18 protein-coding genes are annotated in these 18,400 nt (G+C 75.6%); 10 read left to right on the top strand and 8 right to left on the bottom strand.

Translation table 11 applies throughout. The annotated features are described in order from the left end of the window. Positions 1–12: 12 nt before the first annotated feature. Together WDV86_RS05815 and WDV86_RS05810 are read right to left on the bottom strand one after the other, a co-directional pair. Positions 13–1,224: a phytanoyl-CoA dioxygenase family protein gene (locus WDV86_RS05815; protein ID WP_339566653.1), complete on the bottom strand. Its 1,212-nt coding sequence runs from the start codon at positions 1,222–1,224 to the stop codon at positions 13–15. 52 nt (positions 1,225–1,276) lie between these two features. After that, entirely contained in the window at positions 1,277–2,062 is a 786-nt protein-coding gene (locus WDV86_RS05810) for an SDR family oxidoreductase (protein ID WP_339566652.1), read from the bottom strand. Positions 2,063–2,301: 239 nt separating this feature from the next. Between WDV86_RS05810 and WDV86_RS05805 the strand changes: the two genes are divergently transcribed. Continuing rightward, on the top strand, positions 2,302–3,384 hold the full coding sequence (locus WDV86_RS05805) for an alkene reductase (RefSeq protein ID WP_339566651.1): 1,083 nt from the start codon (positions 2,302–2,304) through the stop codon (positions 3,382–3,384). A gap of 103 nt (positions 3,385–3,487) precedes the next feature. Here the strand turns inward: WDV86_RS05805 and WDV86_RS05800 are convergent, their stop codons facing one another. The 3 genes from WDV86_RS05800 to WDV86_RS05790 all read right to left on the bottom strand — a co-directional run bounded on the left by WDV86_RS05800 (position 3,488) and on the right by WDV86_RS05790 (position 6,162). Next, positions 3,488–4,426, bottom strand: a complete 939-nt coding sequence (locus WDV86_RS05800; RefSeq protein WP_339566650.1) for a hypothetical protein — start codon at positions 4,424–4,426, stop codon at positions 3,488–3,490. A gap of 93 nt (positions 4,427–4,519) precedes the next feature. Beyond that, positions 4,520–5,797, bottom strand: a complete 1,278-nt coding sequence (locus WDV86_RS05795; RefSeq protein WP_339566649.1) for an MFS transporter — start codon at positions 5,795–5,797, stop codon at positions 4,520–4,522. A 149-nt stretch (positions 5,798–5,946) separates the two neighbouring features. Next, on the bottom strand, positions 5,947–6,162 hold the full coding sequence (locus tag WDV86_RS05790; RefSeq protein ID WP_339566648.1) for a hypothetical protein: 216 nt from the start codon (positions 6,160–6,162) through the stop codon (positions 5,947–5,949). Between the two features lie 320 nt (positions 6,163–6,482). On the opposite strand from WDV86_RS05790, the gene WDV86_RS05785 reads away from it, so the two are divergent. The 3 genes from WDV86_RS05785 (at position 6,483) to WDV86_RS05775 (ending at position 9,909) form a co-directional block, all read left to right on the top strand. Continuing rightward, positions 6,483–7,244, top strand: coding sequence for an SDR family oxidoreductase (locus WDV86_RS05785; protein WP_339566647.1), 762 nt, complete (start codon positions 6,483–6,485; stop codon positions 7,242–7,244). A 96-nt stretch (positions 7,245–7,340) separates the two neighbouring features. After that, positions 7,341–8,852: an NCS1 family nucleobase:cation symporter-1 gene (locus WDV86_RS05780; RefSeq protein WP_339566646.1), complete on the top strand. Its 1,512-nt coding sequence runs from the start codon at positions 7,341–7,343 to the stop codon at positions 8,850–8,852. Between the two features lie 115 nt (positions 8,853–8,967). Beyond that, positions 8,968–9,909 (top strand): exopolyphosphatase, encoded by a 942-nt coding sequence (locus WDV86_RS05775; protein WP_339566645.1) that lies wholly within the window; start codon positions 8,968–8,970, stop codon positions 9,907–9,909. A gap of 27 nt (positions 9,910–9,936) precedes the next feature. Here the strand turns inward: WDV86_RS05775 and WDV86_RS05770 are convergent, their stop codons facing one another. Beyond that, positions 9,937–10,311, bottom strand: coding sequence for a VOC family protein (locus tag WDV86_RS05770; protein ID WP_339566644.1), 375 nt, complete (start codon positions 10,309–10,311; stop codon positions 9,937–9,939). Positions 10,312–10,387: 76 nt separating this feature from the next. Between WDV86_RS05770 and WDV86_RS05765 the strand changes: the two genes are divergently transcribed. From WDV86_RS05765 to WDV86_RS05750, 4 genes are all read left to right on the top strand, one after another. Beyond that, on the top strand, positions 10,388–12,280 hold the full coding sequence (locus WDV86_RS05765) for a glycoside hydrolase family 13 protein (protein WP_339566643.1): 1,893 nt from the start codon (positions 10,388–10,390) through the stop codon (positions 12,278–12,280). Between the two features lie 64 nt (positions 12,281–12,344). Then, complete coding sequence (locus WDV86_RS05760) at positions 12,345–13,346, top strand: hypothetical protein (RefSeq protein WP_339566642.1); 1,002 nt, start codon at positions 12,345–12,347, stop codon at positions 13,344–13,346. Between the two features lie 99 nt (positions 13,347–13,445). After that, complete coding sequence (locus WDV86_RS05755; protein WP_339566641.1) at positions 13,446–13,844, top strand: hypothetical protein; 399 nt, start codon at positions 13,446–13,448, stop codon at positions 13,842–13,844. Positions 13,845–13,912: 68 nt separating this feature from the next. Then, positions 13,913–14,422 (top strand): beta-class carbonic anhydrase, encoded by a 510-nt coding sequence (locus tag WDV86_RS05750; RefSeq protein WP_339566640.1) that lies wholly within the window; start codon positions 13,913–13,915, stop codon positions 14,420–14,422. A 55-nt stretch (positions 14,423–14,477) separates the two neighbouring features. Here WDV86_RS05750 and WDV86_RS05745 read toward each other — a convergent pair whose 3' ends face one another. Further along, the gene (locus tag WDV86_RS05745) at positions 14,478–15,347 is read right to left on the bottom strand and encodes an NAD(P)-dependent oxidoreductase (protein ID WP_339566639.1); all 870 of its coding nucleotides are present in this window, start codon (positions 15,345–15,347) and stop codon (positions 14,478–14,480) included. An 88-nt stretch (positions 15,348–15,435) separates the two neighbouring features. Then, on the bottom strand, positions 15,436–16,596 hold the full coding sequence (locus WDV86_RS05740; RefSeq protein ID WP_339566638.1) for an ABC transporter ATP-binding protein: 1,161 nt from the start codon (positions 16,594–16,596) through the stop codon (positions 15,436–15,438). Between the two features lie 24 nt (positions 16,597–16,620). Between WDV86_RS05740 and WDV86_RS05735 the strand changes: the two genes are divergently transcribed. Both WDV86_RS05735 and WDV86_RS05730 read left to right on the top strand, forming a co-directional pair. After that, positions 16,621–17,325 (top strand): ABC transporter permease, encoded by a 705-nt coding sequence (locus tag WDV86_RS05735; RefSeq protein WP_339566637.1) that lies wholly within the window; start codon positions 16,621–16,623, stop codon positions 17,323–17,325. Beyond that, the gene (locus tag WDV86_RS05730; protein ID WP_339566636.1) at positions 17,322–18,050 is read left to right on the top strand and encodes an ABC transporter permease; all 729 of its coding nucleotides are present in this window, start codon (positions 17,322–17,324) and stop codon (positions 18,048–18,050) included. Before WDV86_RS05735 ends, WDV86_RS05730 begins: the two co-directional genes overlap by 4 nt. The last annotated feature ends 350 nt before the right edge of the window (positions 18,051–18,400 follow it).

The raw sequence follows: 18,400 nt of genomic DNA, 5'->3' as shown, positions 1-18,400 counted from the left end.
GGGACGCAGCGGTCAGACGCCGGACCGCCGGCGCTCGTCCTGGGCGTGCAGCGCCTCCGAGAGCCGCCCGGCGTCCCAGCCCTCCTGCACCGCCCGCAGGACGACGTCCGCCTGCGTCGGCGGGGCCAGGCCGTCGACCGGCTGGTCGAGGTCGAGGTTCGTGGGGAAGGCGTAGCCCTCGGCCGAGGCCGCGACCACGGCGCGCAGCTGCTGCTCGTCGGCACCCTCGGCCCAGCGTGCGGCGAGCACGGGGAACAGCGCCTCGACCATCGCCGTGCGGTCGACGACCTCCATGGCCCGGCCGAAGGCCGAGGAGACCTGCAGCAGGTTGGCCATGCGGCGCACGTCGGTCGTCGTGTTCGTGCCGGCGCCGTGGAAGACGGCCGGGTTGAAGAAGGCGGCGTCGCCTGTGGCCAGCGGCAGCTGCACGCGGTGGTCGTCGAAGTAGGCGGTGAACTCGGGCTGGTGGAAGGCGACGTATCCGGCCGGGTACTTGTGCGAGTGCGGCAGGTAGAGCGTCGGCCCGGTCTCCAGCGGCATGTCGCAGTGGGCCACGGCGCCCTGCAGCGTCATGAGCGGGGACAGGGCGTGGACGTGGGAGGGGTAGGCGAGGGCCTGCTCGGCGCCCATGAAGCCGAGGTGGTAGTCCCGGTGCGCGGTCTGCGCCTGGCCGCCCGGGTTGACCACGTTGACCTGCGACGTCAGCTGGTACCCGCGCCCGAGCCACGCCTCGCAGACGAGGGCGAGGACGTCGGCGGCGTAGTAGTCGGCGAAGACCTCGGGGTCGCGGACGGCGAGCTTGTCGGCGGCGCCCCACACGCGGTCGTTGGCGCCGGGCGTGCCGAAGTGGTCCCCCGCGGCGCCGCCGGACGCCTTCTGGTCGGCGACCATCGCCTCGAAGACCGCGGTGGCGCGGTCGACGACGTCCGTGGCGACCGCCTGGCGGAAGACGACGACGCCCGGCCCGTCGGACAGCGCCCGGGCGAGCTCGGCCTGGACGTCGCGGCGGCCCTCCGGCGTGCTCACGTGCCCGGCCAGGCGCGGCCCGTAGACGAGGACGCCCTGCTCGAGGGCGTCCGCGTAGGGGTAGTCGCCGAGGTCGGTGCTCACCTCGACGACCGCCCGGAAGTCCTCCAGGTGGCAGTCGGCGTCGGTGAACCAGACGGGCTGACGGGCCTGGTCGGCGCGGGCGGCCGTGCGCCCGGCGGGGGTCGCGGTGCTCATGGGCTGACGGTAGCCCTGCGTCCTGGGCGGGCGTCGGGAGCGGCCGGTGACGTCAGCCCAGGGCGCCGAGCACGTTCTGGTCCCAGTCCAGCACCGAGCCGGTGACCACGCCGCTGCGGTCGGACAGCAGCAGGACGGCGACGGGCGCGACGTCGTCCACCTGCGTCAGCCGGCCCATGGGCAGGCCGGCGCCGGCCTCGCGCGCCCACCCGTCGCCGGCACCGTGGAAGGCGCGCTGCGTGGCGTCCTCGCCCTCGGTCTGGGTCCAGCCGATGTCGAGGCCGTTGACGCGGACCCGGTCGTGGCGGTGGGCGTGCGCAGCGTTGCGCGTGAGCCCGGCCAGCCCTGCCTTGGCGGCGACGTACGGCGCCAGGTAGGGCTGCCCGCCGAGCTCGGAGGAGGAGATGACGTTGAGCACCGTGCCGGGCTCGCCGCGGCGCACCATGTCGCCCACGGCGGCCTGCATCGTGAAGAAGGGGCCGCGCAGGTTGACGGCGACGTGGGCGTCGAAGAGCTCCGGCGTCGTGCCGAGCAGCGTGCCGCGCGAGGTCAGGCCGGCGGCGTTGACGAGGCAGTCCACGCGCCCGTGCCGCTGCACGACGGCCGCGACGCTCGCGAGCGCCTCGGCGACCACGGCGACGTCCGCGCGGACGAAGGACGCCGAGCGGCCGGGGGCCAGCAGGGGCTCCAGCGCGGCGACGCACGCCTGGCCGACGTCCTCCCGCCGTCCCGAGACGACGACGTCGGCCCCCTCGCGCGCGGCCTCGCGGGCGATGGCGGCGCCGACGCCCTGCGTCCCTCCGCTGACGAGGACGACGCGCCCGTCCAGCAGTCCCACGGGTCCTCCTGCGGCTCGACGACGGGCGCGCCCGGGACGCTCGCCCAGAGACGTGGTGCGCAGATGTGACCGTAGACGGTCAGATCTGCGCACCACCTCGGGTCGCGCCGCGGTCTCTCGGCGACGAGAGGTTGAGCGCTGGAAGAGCGAGGCGCTCGAGGCGGTTCTGCACCTCGCCGGCCGATCGCCGGACCGGGCGCCGTCGGACGGCGCCCTGACGCGCGTCGAGAGGCACCGCCGTGGACACCGAGCAGCTCTTCACCCCCGTCGACCTGGGCGACCTGCACCTGCGCAACCGCGTCGTCATGGCCCCGCTGACGCGCACGCGCGCCGGGGCGAGCGGGGTCCCGAACGACCTGCTGGTCGAGCACTACGCCCAGCGCGCGAGCGCCGGGCTGATCATCACCGAGGGCACCTACCCGACCCAGGAAGGGCGCGGCTACCCCGGCCAGCCGGGCCTGGTCACCGACGAGCAGGCCGCCGGCTGGAGCCGTGTGGCGGACGCCGTCCACGAGCGCGGGGGGCTCCTCGTCGCCCAGGTCATGCACGCCGGGCGGGTGGCGCACCCGGCCACGACCGGGACCGGCCGGGTGGTCGCGCCCAGCGCGCTCGCCCTGGAGGGGGAGGCGCACACCCCGCAGGGGAAGCTCGCGTACGCGGAGCCGCACGCGCTGAGCACCGACGAGGTCCGCCAGGTCGTCGCCGACCACGTCGCCGCCGCCCGCCGCGCGGTGGACGCCGGGCTGGACGGCGTCGAGCTGCACAGCGCCAACGGCTACCTGCTCCACGAGTTCCTCTCGCCGGTCACCAACGTCCGCGACGACGTCTACGGCGGCAGCCCGCAGGCGCGGGCCCGCCTCGGCGTCGAGATCGCGACGGCCGTCGCGGCGGAGGTCGGCGCCGGCCGGGTCGGCATCCGGATCTCGCCCGGGAACGGCGCCCACGGCGTCGTCGAGGACGACGAGGCGGACGTCGCCGCGACCTACGGCGCTCTCGTCGAGGGCCTGGCCCCGCTCGGCCTGGCCTACCTCAGCGTGCTGCGCGCCGACCCGACCGACGCCCTCGTGGCCGACCTGCGGCGTCGCTTCGGCGGCAAGGTCGTGGCCAACAGCGGCTTCGGCTCGGTGACGACGCGCGAGGAGGCCCTCGCCCTGGTGCAGGAGCAGCACGCCGACGCCGTCGCCGTCGGGCGCGCCCTCATCGCCAACCCCGACCTCGTCGAGCGCTGGCAGGCGGCCGCGGAGGAGAACGAGCCCGACCCGACGACCTTCTACGGCACCACCGCCGAGGGCTACCTCGACTACCCGCGCCGCGCCGCCTGAGCGCAGCGGGGCGGCCGACGGGAGGTGGTGTGCAGATCTGACCGTGCACGGTCAGATCTGCGCACCACTGCGGTCAGGTCAGGTCAGGTCAGGTCAGGTCAGGTCAGGTCAGGGCTACGGCGGGCGGGCCGAGGTGGGCCCGCAGCAGGTCGACGACGTGCCGGGCGTCGACGCGCAGCGCCAGCGCCGGCAGGCGCAGCACCGTCTCACCGGGTCTGGTGACCTCGGCGGCGCGCAAGAGGTCGTCGTACCAGACCCGCTCGTCGACGTGGCCGACGCCGTCCACCTCGGCCAGCACCCGACGCCCGTCGGGCAGGAGCCACTCGGCGTCGAGGTAGCGACGCCGACCAGCAGCGTCCACGCGCACGGACTGGCGCGCAGGCACAGGCAGCCGGTGCCTGCGGCACAGCGCGACGAGGTCGACCTCGGCCATCGACTGCGAGCCGCCGGCGAGGTCGGCGAGGACGGCGGCCATGAGGGCGCGGTGCCGGACGGGCCCGGCCCGGTCCAGCGCGGCGAGAAGGCGCTCCGGCGTCGTCAGGCGTTGCTGGACGGCAGCGGCCAGCACTCCGCCGGCCGTCCGTGGCGCCGTCGACCAGGCGGCGGCGTCGAGGGCAGCGCGCTCGACCCGGTGGACGGGCATCCCAGTTCGTGTGGTCCGCCAGGCGGTGTCCACGCGGCGGCCGACGTGGAGCACCGTGCCGGGCAGCCGCACCCGCCGGTCCACGCACGCCGGGACGGCGACGTGGACGTCCTCGCGCGCCCACCCCTGCAGCCCGTGCACGGCGAGCGCGGTCTCGGCGGCGAGGCACGCCGTCGGCCCGAAGTGCAGGACGGCGACCCAGCGGCGGGTGGCGACGTCGAGCGGTCCGGTGTGCAGCACGACCACGCGCGGCCCGGCCGGCTGCCACCGCCGGCTGCTCGTGCGCCGGCGGACGACGTCGGGCCCGACCCTGTGCGCGCGCAGCTGGCGACGGGACAGGCACGCGCGCTGCTCGCGGGCGAGCTCGGCGAGCGGGAGCGGCAGCGGGTTCTCGCGCACGCGGAGAGCCTGCCGCAGCGGTAGAGGTCTCGTCGGAGGCCTGTGGACAGGCTCCGTCAGAGAGCAGTGGTGCGCAGATCTGACCGTGCACGGTCAGATCTGCGCACCACTGCGGTCCGGGACGGACGCTGACGCCGTCTGGCGCCGCCACGTGGGCTGCGCGGCCAGGGCGACGAGGGCGGCGGCGAGCAGGGCGGCGGAGGCGGCCGCGAAGGAGGCGGGCGGGCCGCCGAGCTCGACGACGACGCCGGCCAGGGCCGTGCCGGCCGCAGCACCGGCGACGACCGCCGTGGAGAGCCACGCCTGGGCCTCGGCGCGGCGCCCGTCGGGGCTCTGGGCGTCGACGAGCTGCTGCAGCACGATGAGGCCTGGGGCGATGAGCAGGCCGGTGGCGAGAAGCGCCCCGAGCAGGGCGGCGAGCGGGGGCGGCTCGCCCGCCAGCAGCCAGGCGAGCGCCGCGAGGCCGACGGCGAAGCCGGCGGAGAGGACCGGGACGCGACGCCGTTCGGTCGCCGAGCCCGGCAGGAGGCCGTAGACCAGCCCGCCCACGACGCTGCCGCCGGCGATGGCGGCGAAGAGGACGCCGAGGCGCGACTCGTCCGCCAGCACCTCGCGAGCCGTCGCCACGAGCGAGGTGTCGATGAACCCGAAGCCCACCGCGGTCGCGAGGGCGACGACGAGCGCGGCCGTCAGCGCCGGCCCGACGAGACGCCCGGTCCGCGGGAGCGGGTCAGGAGTGGCCGGGGAGTCGAGGGCCACGTCGCGGCCGGGGCGGCGGACGGCGTCGCAGCGCGTGTACAGCAGCGCGCCGCCGGCCTGCACGACCGCCGTCACGACGAGCGGCCCGGCCGGCGGGAGGGCCTGCACGAGCGCGACGAGCAGCAGGGGCCCGAGGACGAAGATCGCCTCGACGGACGAGGCGTCCAGGGCGTACGCGGTGCGCCAGCGCTCGCGGGGGAGGGCGGAGCGCCACGTCAGGCGCATGGCCGCGCTGACGGGCGGCGCCGTGGCGCCGGCCGCGAGGGCGAGGGCGAGCAGCGCGGCGGGACCGCCTCCGGCGGCGGCGCAAAGGGCCAGCGCAGCGAGCAGGACGCCGCTCGCCGCCGCCGTCGGCGCGACGACGCGCGGTTGCCCGACCCGGTCGATCGCCCGGCCCCACAGCGGCGAGCCGACGCCGATGCCGGCCGCGTAGGCCCCGCCGACCGCACCCGCCCACGCGTAGTCGCCGAGGGTGTCGGCGACGAGCACGAGGAGGCCGAGCGGCGCCATCGCGATGTGCAGCCGGGCGAGCACCGAGGCCGCGAAGGGCAGCGCCGCCCGGCGCCGCGCCAGCACCTGCAGGTAGGCGCCGGGCCCCCTGGTGCTGCTCACCGAGCGAGCCTACGGCGAGGAGGGGCGACGCCCGTCCGCCTCGACCTCCGGCCCGACCCGGGCGCCCCCGACGGAGAACGGCGACGACGTCCGCCCCTAGGGGCGCCCGCGGCGGAGAAGGGCTACGACGTCCGCGGAGAGGGCCCGCGTCAGAGCTTCATGAGGCGGCGGTTGTTGGCCACCCGCACGAGACCCTGGGCGAAGCGGACGGTCACGCCCTCGTCCCCCTCGGTGGAGACGACGCGGCCGAGGCCGTGCCGGTCGTGGTTGACGCGGTCGTCGACCTCGTAGTGCTCGACCGGCGGGGCGGCCTGCTGGGCGAAGGGGCTGGTGGTCAGATGGCGGCGGGGCGCAGAGGTGGCCATGCACCGAGTGTCACCCGGACTGGCGTCGAAGGGAACCACCTGCCCCCCGGGTGGGTGCGATGCGTGAGCGCGCGGGCCGTCGTCCCGTCGGTGCGGGCGGCGCCGTCACCGCACGCACGGGCGTCGCGGGAGGGAGCGCCGGCTCGCCGGTGCCGCGGTCGCGCCGGGACCGGCGGTCTCGGCGGGGCGCGGCCTGGCAGCAGGAGGCCGTGGGCAGGATGGGCCGCACCCCGGTCGTGCGTGGTCCGGGTGCGAGGAGCTCCGGTGCAGCGGTCGACGGCAGCAGGTCGGCGTGAGGAGGTCGGCGTGAGGAGGTCAGGGTGAGGGTCGCGGTCGTCGGAGGCACGGGGCGTGTGGGGCGCCCGCTGGTCGGGCTGCTGCGCCGGGCGGGGCACGAGCCCGTCGTCGTCGCGCGCTCCACGGGCGCCGACGTGGTCACCGGGCGGGGGCTCGACGGCGCGCTCGCGGGGTGCGCGTCGGTCGTCGACGTCAGCGGGCCCTCGTGGCTGTCCACGCGGTCTCCCCACGAGCTGGAGCGCTTCTTCGCCGCGGGTGCCGACCGGGTGGCCGCGGCGGCGCGGCGGGCCGGCGCCGAGCACCACGTCGTCCTGTCCGTCGTCGGGCTGGACCGCATCGCCGGGCCGCCGCTCTTCGCCGGCAAGCGGGCGCAGGAGGAGCGGGCCCGTCGCGGCGCCGTGCGGACGACCGTCGTGCGGGCGACGGCGCCGCACGAGGTGGGCGCCGACACCGCCGCCCTCACCCGCGAGGGCGGCTCGGCGCGGGTTCCCCCGCTGCTCGTGCAGCCCGTCGCGGCGGCCGACCTCGCGGAGCTGCTGGCGCGCGTCGCCGTCGGGCCGCCGCGCGGGCTCGTCGAGGTGGCGGGACCCCGCACCGAGGACCTCGTCGACATGGCCCGGCGCACCCTGGCCGCCCGCCGCGAGCCGCTGGACCTGCACGCGAGCTGGCGCGGCACACCCTTCGGCGCCGACGCCGCGGGCGAGGTGCTCCTGCCCGGCCCGCGGGCCCAGCTGCTGGAGACCACCTTCGACAGCTGGCTGCTCGACACCTGGGTGCCCGCCTGACCCTGCGGACACCTCGTCGTTACACCGGTGCGGCCCGTGCGCAACACGACGCCGACACCGTGCTCCTCTCACCCGGACGAGTGACGAGGAGGGGTCATGGCCCACAGCACGGAGCCGGCACCGCAGCGCGAGGCCGTGGCGTCGCGCCCATCGCCCCACCCCGACCTGCACAACGCCGACCTCGCGCCGCTGGCGCCGCAGGAACGGCGCTGGGGCTGGTTCCCCTTCTTCAACGTGTGGTCCAACGACATCCAGAGCCTCGCCGGGTACACCCTCGCGGCGGGCCTCTTCGTCACGGCCGGCATCAGCGGCTGGTGGGTCTTCGCGGCCATCGTGCTCGCCGGCCTGGTCGTCAACGCCCTCGTCAACATGACGGGCAGGCCCGCGGTCGAGCACGGCGTGCCCTACCCCGTGCTGGCGCGGGCGGCGATGGGTGTCCGCGGGGCCCAGGTGCCGGCGATGATCCGGGGGGTCGTCGCCATCTTCTGGTTCGGCGCGCAGACCTACTTCGCCTCGACGGCCATGGCGCTGGCCCTCTACGCGCTCACCGGCACGGACGCCGACGCCCAGCCGACCTTCCTCGGCCTCACGCCCGTGGACTGGGCGGGCTACGTCGTCGTCGCCGTCCTGCAGCTGCTGCTCTTCACACGCGGCATCGCGACGATCGAGCGCTTCCTCAACGTGGCGGGACCGGCCGTCTACCTCGTCATGGTGGCGCTGCTCGTGGCGATCTGGGTGCAGGCGGGCGACCAGCTGCTGCCCGCGGTGGGGTCCCTCTTCGCCGGGGGCCAGAGCACGGGGGTCGCCCTGGTCGCGGCCTTCGTCGGCGTGGTCGGCACGATGATCGCCTACTTCTCCGCGGTCATCATCAACTTCGGCGACTTCGCCCGCTTCAGCAAGGACCAGCGGTCCATGCGGGTCGGCAACTTCACCGGGCTGCCGGTGAGCCTGGCCTTCTTCACCGTCCTCGCGCTCTTCATCACCACGGGCAGCTACCTGGTCTTCCAGGGCGGGACGGGCGAGCCGGAGGTCAACCCCGCGGCGATCGTCGGGCTCGTCGACAGCACCGCCCTCACGGTCGTGGCCGCCCTCACCTTCTTGGCGGCCACCCTCGGCATCAACCTCGTCGCCAACTTCATCCCGCCCGCCTTCGACCTCGCCAACCTCTCCCCGGGCCACATCAGCTTCCGGACCGGTGGCTACATCACCGCCGGCGTCGGCTTCGTCATCGGGGCGCTGTGGGTGGCGTTCATCGACGAGGTCGGGTTCCCCGTCTTCGTCGACACCCTCGGCGCCGTCCTCGCGCCGCTCTTCGGGGTGCTCGTGGCCGACTACTACGTCCTGCGCAGGCAGGTCCTCGTCGTCGACGAGCTCTTCTCGATGGACCCGGCGGGCCGCTACCACTACACGCGGGGCTGGAACGTCCGGGCGCTGGTCGCGGTGGCCGTCGCCGGTGTCTTCTCGGTCTCCGCGGTGTGGGTGCCCGCCCTGGCCCTGCTGTCCGGCTTCGCCTGGATCATCGGCGCCGTCCTCGGCGCGGCGCTGTACCTCGTGGCCATGCGGGGGCGCGCCCCCCAGCCGGCGGCGGTCTCCGCGCAGGCCCGCTGAGCGCTCACCCGGCCGGGGGGCGGGCCCGGCCGGGGCTCAGCCACGACCTCCGCCCTGCCGACGGGTGGTCGAGGGGTGCCTGCGGACGGGCGCCCGTGACGTGCTGGAGGCACCCGTGGCGCACCGCCTGGTCACCCGCAGCGACTTCGACGGCCTGGTCTGCGCGGTGCTGCTGCGTCACCTCGACCTCGTCGACGAGATCACCTTCGTCCACCCCAAGGACGTCCAGGACGGCGTCGTGGAGATCACCGGGCGCGACATCCTCACGAACCTGCCCTACGACGCCCGCGCCCACCTGGTCTTCGACCACCACCACTCCGAGACGCTGCGGCTGGCCGGCGAGCGGGCGAACCACGTCATCGACGCCGACGCCGACTCCGCCGCCCGCGTCGTCTTCGACCACTTCGGCGGGGCCGCGCGCTTCCCCTCCGTCTCCGCGGCGCTCATGGAGGCCGTCGACCGTGCCGACTCGGCCTCCTACGACGTCGAGGAGGTGCTCGACCCGCAGGGCTGGACGCTGCTCAACGTCCTCATGGACAGCCGCACCGGCCTCGGCCGCTTCCGGGACTTCCGCGTCTCGAACTACCAGCTGATGATGCAGCTCGTCGACGCCTGCCGCGAGCACCAGGACGTCGAGGAGATCCTCGCGCTGCCCGACGTCGCCGAGCGCGTCGACCTCTACCGGGCGCAGCACGAGCTCTTCGTGGCCCAGCTGCGACGGTGCTCCCGCGTCGTCGGCGACGTCGTCGTCGTGGACCTGCGCGAGGAGGAGGTCATCCACGCCGGCAACCGCTTCGTCGTCTACGCGCTGTACCCGCAGGCGCGGGTCTCCGTCCACGTCCTCTGGGGCCGCGGCAAGGTCAACACCGTCCTCGCGGTGGGCAAGTCCATCGTCGACCGCACCTCGCCGGTCGACGTCGGCGCCGTCTGCCTGGCCCACGGCGGGGGCGGGCACGTCGCCGCGGGGACCTGCCAGGTGCCGCACGAGGTCTCCGAGCGGGTCCTCGCCGAGGTGGTGGAAGCCGTGCGCGCCGACGGCGAGCGCGCCGCCGCCTGAGACCGGGCGGCGACAGGGGCCGAGCGCTCAGTCCCGCTTCTTCACCCAGCAGAGGCAGAACGGGTGTCCGGCCGGGTCCGCGTACACCTGGAAGGCGTCGGGCTCGTCGGTCTCCTCCGCGGCTCTGAGCAGCGTCGCGCCCAGCGACATCACCTCGTCGTGGGCCTCGTCGACGTCGTCCACCCAGAGGTCGAGGTGGATCTGCTGCGGGCTCCCGTCTGGCCACCTCGGCGGGACGTGGTCGGGCGCCAGCTGGACCGCGAGGCGCACCTCGCCGTCGGTCTGCACCATGTGCCAGTCGTCGTCGGCCTCGACGCTCCCGCCGAGGACACCGGCCCAGAAGCTGCTCTCGGCGCCGAGGTCCGCCGCGTCGAAGACCACGACCTGCTGCCTGATCCTCATGTCGCCATCCTCGCGCAGACGACGGCGGAGATGGCGTGCCGGAGTCGCCGGACTTCCCGGGGGGCAGGATGCCCGCATGGGGACGCCCACGACCGACCGTCCGACGGCCGACGCCTCGTCGACCGACCTCTCGTCAGCGGGGCCCTCGTCGGCGGGGCCCTCCTCGAAGGTGCAGGCCTCGGGGGTGCGGCCGCGCGTCCTGCACGCGCCCGACGGCGCCGGTCCCGGTCCCGGTCCGGCGCCCTGGTGGACGAGCGCCGTCGTGTACCAGGTCTACCCCCGCTCCTTCGCCGACTCGGACGGCGACGGCGTCGGGGACCTGCGGGGCATCACCTCGCGGCTGGACCACCTGGCCGACCTCGGCGTCGACGTCGTCTGGCTCTCACCGGTCTACGCCTCGCCGCAGGACGACAACGGCTACGACATCAGCGACTACCACGACGTCGACCCGACCTTCGGCACGCTGGCCGACCTCGACGAGCTGACCGACGCGCTGCACGCCCGGGGCATGCGGCTGGTCATGGACCTCGTCGTCAACCACACGAGCGACGAGCACCCCTGGTTCGTCGAGTCCCGCAGCGGCGCCGGCAGCGAGAAGCGGGACTGGTACTGGTGGCGCGCACCGCGCGACGGGCTCGAGGCCGGCGCGCCCGGGGCCGAGCCGACCAACTGGCGGTCCGCCTTCTCGGGGCCCGCCTGGACGCTCGACGAGACGAGCGGGGAGTACTACCTGCACCTGTTCTCCCGCAAGCAGCCAGACCTCAACTGGGAGAACCCGCAGGTCCGCGGGGCCGTCCACGCGATGATGCGGTGGTGGCTCGACCGGGGGGTCGACGGCTTCCGCATGGACGTCATCAACTTCGTCAGCAAGGCCGTCGGCGCCGACGGCGCACTGCCCGACGGCGCAGGCCCTGACCCGGCGACCGGGCTCGCCGACGGCGGCGAGCACTTCCGCTCCGGGCCCCGCGTCCACGAGTACCTCGCCGAGATGCACGCGGAGGTCTTCGCCGACCGCCCCGAGGCGCTGCTCGCCGTCGGGGAGATGCCCGGCGTGGGCGTGCAGGACGCGCGTCTCTTCACCGACCCGGCGCGCGCCGAGGTCGACATGGTCTTCCAGTTCGAGCACGTCGACCTCGACCACGTCGGCAGCAAGTGGCAGGCCAGACCCCTGGACCTGCGCGACCTCAAGGCCTCCTTCGGCCGGTGGCAGGAGGGCCTGGCCGAGCGGGGCTGGAACAGCCTCTACTGGAACAACCACGACCAGCCGCGCGTCGTCTCGCGGTGGGGCGACGACTCCCCCGAGCACCGGGCGGCCTCGGCGCGCTGCCTGGGCACGCTGCTGCACCTGCACCGGGGGACGCCGTACGTCTACCAGGGCGAGGAGATCGGGATGGCGAGCTTCCCGTGGTCCTCGCCGGAGCAGCTGCGCGACATCGAGAGCGTCAACCACCTGCAGGAGCAGCTGGCCGCGGGCGTCCCCGTCGAGGACGTCCTGCCCGGCGTGGCCTTCATGAGCCGGGACAACGCCCGGACCCCGGTGCAGTGGGACGGCTCGCCGCACGCCGGCTTCACGAGCGGCGAGCCGTGGATCGCCGTCAACCCCGACCACCGGGAGTGGAACGTCGCGGCGCAGGCCGACGACCCGCACTCGGTGCTGGCGCACTACCGCCGCCTCGTCGCGCTGCGGCACACGTGGCCGGTGGTGGCGCTCGGCGACCTCACGACGCTGCTGCCCGAGCACGAGCAGGTCTACGCCTTCACCCGTCGCCTGGAGGGCGCCGGCGAGGACGGCGAGCCGGCGGTCGAGGAGCTGCTCGTCGTCGCGAACGTCTCCTCGACCCCCGTCGACCTGGCCGAGCTGCTGCCCGAGGCCGTCGGCGCCGAGCTCGTGCTGGGCAGCGAGGCGCGCACCGACACCGCCGAGCCGGTGCTGAGGCCGTGGGAGGCCCGGGTCCTGCGGCTGCCCTGAGGGGAGCACACTCGTGGCAGGTCGCGACCGAGGGGTGGTCGCCGGCACGAGGGGGTGCGCTGCGGTGGTCGAGCCGGCGGGCGAGGCCTCGGGCGGGCTGCCCGAGGGCGGCTCCGCGGGGCGCGAGACGCCCGAAGAGGTCGAGGAGCTGCTGGACGGCGTCCCCGACCCGTGGGGCGTGCCCTCGGTCGTCCACCTGCGGGCGCGCGGCACGAGCCTGCTGCTGGCCGTGGGCGTGCCCGGGCTGCCCCGCGTGCTGCACTGGGGCGCCGACCTCGGCGAGCTGACCGTCGACGAGACCGACGCGCTGGCCGCGGCCCTGCCCGGCGAGGACGCGGGGGCCCCGCTGCTCGCGCTGCCGCCCGCCCGGCCCGGTGCGGGCGGTCCTGGCGCCGGGTCGCCCGCGGCGGGAGAAGGGCCTTGCCCGTCCGTCCCCGGGCTCGGGCTGCGGCCCGCCGGGACGGCGCCCTCGCTCGTGCGCGAGCGCACGTCCCTCTCGGTGACGGCAGACGGGCGGCAACGGCTGCAGGTGCGCGCGCGGGACGCCGGCCGGCGGCTCCTCGTCGAGGTCTCGCTCTCGCTCGACCCGGCGGGTGTCCTCTCGCTGCGGGGCCAGGCGAGGGTCGAGCCGCCCGCCCCGTGCCGCCTCGGCGGGCTGCACCTGGCCCTGCCGGTGCCCGCCGCCGGCCGGCAGGTGCTCGTCGACGTCGGTGGCCGGCTGCGCCACCCGGTGTCGCGGCCCGCGCGCGCCGCTCCCGGCGGGCACGTGCGCCCGGGCGAGGCGGTGGGCGCCGTCGTCGCGGCGACCGCGGGCGGCGCGCCCGAGGAGCTCTGGGCGCTCGCCGCCACCACGGGGTCGCGTCGCTCGGAGGCGCGCCGCGCCGCAGACCCGCTCGTGCGCGCCGTGCGCTCCGACGGCGGCACCGCGCTCGTCGGCGGCGAGGACGTCGCCGAGGGCGACGGGGAGAGCAGCTGGACCACGCCGCTGCTCGTCGCCGCCCACGGTCGCTCGTGGCCCGACCTCCGTGCCCGGCTGGCGGCGGCCGGGCGCTCCGGCACCGCCTGAGGCCCCTCGCGCGCCCCCCGCCTCCGCCTCCGGTGCGCGCTGCTCGCTGCCCGCACGGCCTGCGGTGCGGCGTACGGGCGCGCGTGGCACTGTCGCGCCATGCGCGCCCGACACCTCCTCGCCGTCGCCCCGCTCGTCCTCCTGCTGCCCGCCTGCGGCGCGTCGCAGGAGACCGGCACCGAGATCGAGCCGGAGATCGTCGGCCAGGCGCCGGCGTACGAGATCACCTCCGAGGAGGAGGGCGAGGGGGTCACCGACATCGTCGTCACGGTGGACGAGGTCCCGGTCGAGGAGGCCGTCGTCGCCCTCGCCGGGGAGCTGCAGGAGGAGCGCACGCAGGACGGCGCGTACGCGCTGACCGTCCTGTGCTCGACCGACGGCACCCAGCTCGCCGTGGCGGCCTGGGCCCAGGGCGAGGCCGCGCTGTCAGACCTCGACCTCGACCCGGGCGAGGTCGAGGCCGACGTCGAGGACGACGCGACCTGCGAGGCCGGCTGACCCTGCCGCAGGCCTGACGGCGCCCGAGATGTGGCGCGGTGCTGCCGAACGGTCGTTGACCTGGTGTGATGCGCTGCGTGAGCGCCTTCGACGACCTCCTGCTCGGCAACGTCGAGCACCAGCGCACCTTCGCCGACGCCGGGCTGCCCGGGAGGGCGGCCAAGGGTCTCGGTCTCGTCATGTGCATGGACTCGCGGATCGAGCCTCTGCACGCCCTCGGTCTCGGGCCCGGCGACGCCAAGATCATGCGCAACGCCGGCGCCCGCGTGACGGGCGACGTGCTGCGCACGCTCGTCCTCGCGACGCACCTGCTCGGGGTCGAGCGCGTCCTCGTCATGGCGCACACCGACTGCCGGATGACGAAGGCGACGGACGAGCAGGTCCACGAGACGATCAAGGAGGGGAGCGGCCTCGACACGAGGAGCCTCGAGTTCCGGACCATCGCCGACCAGGGCGCGACGCTCGCCCACGACGTCCAGCGGATCCGGAGCTCGCCCTACCTGCCGAAGGACCTGCCGGTGGCCGGTGCGGTCTACGACGTCCGCACCGGCGCGCTGTCCGTCGTCGTCCCCGAGTAGGAGCCGGCGTGACGCCGCCCGTGCGGTGCGAGGGGGCGTCGGGGCGAGTCGTCGCCTACTCGCCCTGGCCCCGCTCGGCGAGGACGGCGACGTCGTCGCGCCCGTGCCCCGCGTCGACCAGCGCCCGGAGACGCTCGCGGACAGGCTCGAGCGAGCCGGGCAGGACGCCGCCGGCCGCCGCGAGGTCGAGGTCCTTCAGCGCCAGCTCGGCGGGGAAGCCGGCCGGGTAGCCGCCGCCGGACGACGCGCCGCGCATCATCTGGGCCTTCGTCAGCGCGTAGGGCATCCCGAGCGGGCCACCGTCGAGGACGCCGAGGAGGTCCTCGGGGTCGATGCCGAGCGTCGCCGCCAGCGCGAGGGAGTCGGCCATGACGGCGGTCGCGCCCGTCATCCAGGCGTTGACGACGAGCTTGAGCGCGCTGCCCTCGGACGCGCCGCCGACGTGCAGCACCCGCTGGCCGAGGTCGTCGAGCACCGGGCGCGCGCGCTCGAGGGCCGCGGGGTCCCCGGACACCAGCCACGTCAGCGCGCCCTGCCGCGCGGGCGTCGTGCTGCCCGACACGGGGGCGTCGAGGACGGCGCGCCCTGCGGACTCCGCCATCGCCCGCAGCCGGTCCGCGGCGGCCGGGCCGACCGTGCTCGCCTGCACCCACACCGCGCCGTCGCCGAGCCGGGGCAGGAAGCGCTCGGCGACCTCGGCGACGGCGTCACCGTCGCGCAGCACCGTGAGCACCACCCCCGCGCCGTCCACGGCCTCCGCCAGGTCCGCCACGGGGCGCACCGGGCCTGCGGCCGCGGCCTCGGCCTTCTCCGGCGAGCGGTTCCACAGGCGGACGTCGTGCCCGCGCTCGCCGAGGCGGGTGGCCATGGCCGCCCCGAGGAGTCCAGCACCGAGGACCGCGACCGGGCGCTGCGTGCTGCTCATGCCTCGATCATCGCCTCTCCGGGTGGTCGGCCGGGGTGCCGCGGCCCGTGCGGCCCGGGCAGGGGGAGGGCGCGGACGGCTGCGAGCATCAGACAGCCTTCAGCAGCGGCCGCTCCTGCTCGGCGTCGACCCCGCCGTCGCCCGGCACGGTGCGGCGCAGCGCCGCGTACACGGCCTCGGGCGTGAGCACGCCGAGGTACCGGTCGCCGGCGACGACGGGCAGCCAGCCGGCGTCGTGGCGCACGAGCTCGGAGAGCGCCACCCGCAGGTAGGTCCCGAGCTCGACCGTCTCGCCGAAACGCCGCGCGACGTCCTCGACGGCCGCGTCACCAGGGGCCTGGGCGAGCGCCGGACCGCCGACGTAGCCCCGCAGGTCGCCCGCGTCGTCGACGACGACGGCGTAGCCCTCGGGCGCCCGGTCGACGGCGGCACGCGCGTCGGCGGCGCGGTCGGCCAGGCGGACGACGGGCGGCTGGACGAGGTCCTGCTCCTCCACCGGCTGCACGGCCAGGCGCCGCAGCCCACGGTCGCTGCCGACGAAGTCTGCGACGAACTGGTTGGCCGGCGCACCCAGCACCGACGCCGGGTCGGCCAGCTGCTCCAGCCGCCCACCCTCGCTGAAGACGGCGATCTTGTCGGCCAGCCGCACGGCCTCGTCGATGTCGTGGGTGACGAAGAGCACCGTCTTGTGCAGGTCGGACTGGATGCGGCGGAACTCCCCCTGCAGCCGGTCGCGGGCGATGGGGTCGACGGCGCCGAAGGGCTCGTCCATGAGCAGGACGTCGGGGTCGGCCGCCAGCCCGCGGGCGACGCCGATGCGCTGCTGCTGGCCGCCGGAGAGCTCGTGCGGGTACCGGTCGGCGTAGGTGCCCGCCGGCAGCCCCACGAGGTCGAGCATCTCGGCCGTGCGCTCCCGCGTCCGCCCCTTCTCCCACCCGAGCAGCCGGGGCACCGTCGCGACGTTGGCGCCGACGGTGAGGTGGGGGAAGAGCCCGACCTGCTGGATGACGTAGCCGATGCGCCGCCGCAGCTGGACGGTGCTCACCTTCGTGACGTCGTCGCCGTCGAGGACGATGCGCCCGCTCGTCGGCTCGATGAGGCGGTTGACCATCCGCAGCGTCGTCGACTTGCCGCAGCCGGAGGGGCCGACGAGCGCGATGAGCTCGCCGCGCCCGACGCCCATGTCGAGCGAGTCGACGGCGACCGTCCCGTCGGGGTACCGCTTGCCGAGGCCGTCGAGCCGGATCATGGCCTCTGGGCTAGCGTCGCGCTGGTGCCGGTCGTCTCCGTGATCCACTCGGCGAGCCTCGCCGACAACTGCCTGACCCGCAACGAGTGGGTCTGCCCGCTCTACCTGGAGACGCGGTCGTCGATCCTGCTCGACGCCGTCGGCGAGCACGTGCAGATCCTGGTGCTGAGCCTGGCCATCGGCCTGCTCGTCGGCTTCCCCCTGGCGCTGCTCGCCCGCCGGACCCCGTGGCTGAAGACGGTGGTGCTCGGCGCCGCCACGATCGTCTACACGGTCCCGTCGCTGGCGCTCTTCGTCCTCGTCCTGCCGTACACGGGCCTCACGGTGACGACCGTGGTGCTCGCCCTGGGGCTGTACTCCCTGACGATCATCGTCCGCGGCGTCGTCGCCGGGCTGGAGGGCGTGCCCTCCTCCGTCGAGGACGCCGCCCGCGGCGTCGGGTACGGCCCGCAGCGGCTCCTGTGGCAGGTGCAGGTGCCGCTCGCCGTGCCCTCCCTCGTCGCGTCCCTGCGGGTGGCTGGCGTCTCGACGGTGGCCCTGACGACGGTCGGCGCCGTCGTCGCCCACGGCGGGCTCGGCAACCTGCTGTTCGAGGGGCTGCAGACGCGCTTCTTCGCGCAGGTGCTCACGGCGTCGGTGCTGACGGTGCTGCTGGCCTTCGCCGTCGACCTGCTGCTGCTGGCGCTGCAGAAGGCACTGACGCCGTGGCGACGGGGGGTGGCCGCATGAGCTGGCTGACGGACGCGCTCTCCTTCCTCCTCGACGGCGCCAGCTGGGAAGGGACGAGCGGCCTCGGCGCCCGGCTCCTGGACCACCTCGGGCTCTCGGCGCTCGCGCTTCTCGTCGCGACGCTCGTCGCCGTCCCGCTGGGGCTGGTGCTGGGGCACACCGGCCGCGGCGGGGCCCTCGCGATCAACATCTCGAACATCGGCCGGGCGATCCCCACCTTCGCCATCCTCGTGATCTTCGTGCTGCTGCCGCAGCCGCTGGGGGACAACACCGGCAGCTTCGTCCTCGCCCTGGCGCTCTTCTCCGTCCCGCCGCTGCTGACGAACACCTACACGGGCATGCGCGAGGTCGACCGCTCCGCCGTCGACGCCGCCCGCGGCCTGGGGATGTCGCCCGCGCAGATGCTCCTGCGCGTCGAGCTGCCGCTCGCGACCCCGCTGCTCATGGTCGGGCTGCGGATCGCCGCGGTGCAGGTGGTGGCGACGACGACGGTCGTCGGGCTCGTCAGCACCCGCACGCTCGGCTCGACGATCACCGCCGGCGTCGCGAGCCAGGACCAGCCGCGCGTCATCGCCGGAGCCCTGCTGGTCGCGGCGCTCGCGCTCGTCGTCGAGCTCGCCCTCGCCGCGCTGGAGAAGCGGGTCGGGCGCCGCTCCTCCCGGCCCGCTGCCGGGAAGGGGCGCCGGGCCGGGAAGGTCGCCGCGGCGTCGGCGTCGTCGGGCTGAGCAGCGTCGTCGGGCTGAGCGGGGCGTCGGCCCGGGCCTCGCGTCAGGAGCACCCCGAGGAGCGGTCGCGAGCCCGCAGCGTCGGCCCGGCGACCCGTGACGACGGCGGCTCGGGCCGCGTGCGAGACCGCACTCGTCACCGAGGGCCCGCGTAGTCCGCGCGTCGCGGACGTGGCGGGTCGCCGCGCCGTCTCGTCTCGTGGGCGCGGACGTCTCGGGCCGCCACGCCGTCCTGCGGCCCGCGAGGTCCGCGCGTCACCGCACGCCCGCGCACCCCGCGCGTCGCGGACTTCCAGGGCGACCGGGGCGACGCTGCGAGCAGCGAGCAGTGAGGGGAGCACCGCCCACGT

Origin of the sequence: Pseudokineococcus sp. 1T1Z-3 (genome assembly GCF_037482365.1) — a bacterium.
GTDB lineage: Bacteria > Actinomycetota > Actinomycetes > Actinomycetales > Quadrisphaeraceae > Pseudokineococcus.
The sequence above is the reverse complement of the archived record's forward strand: the minus strand, read 5'-3'. Positions and strand labels throughout refer to the sequence as shown.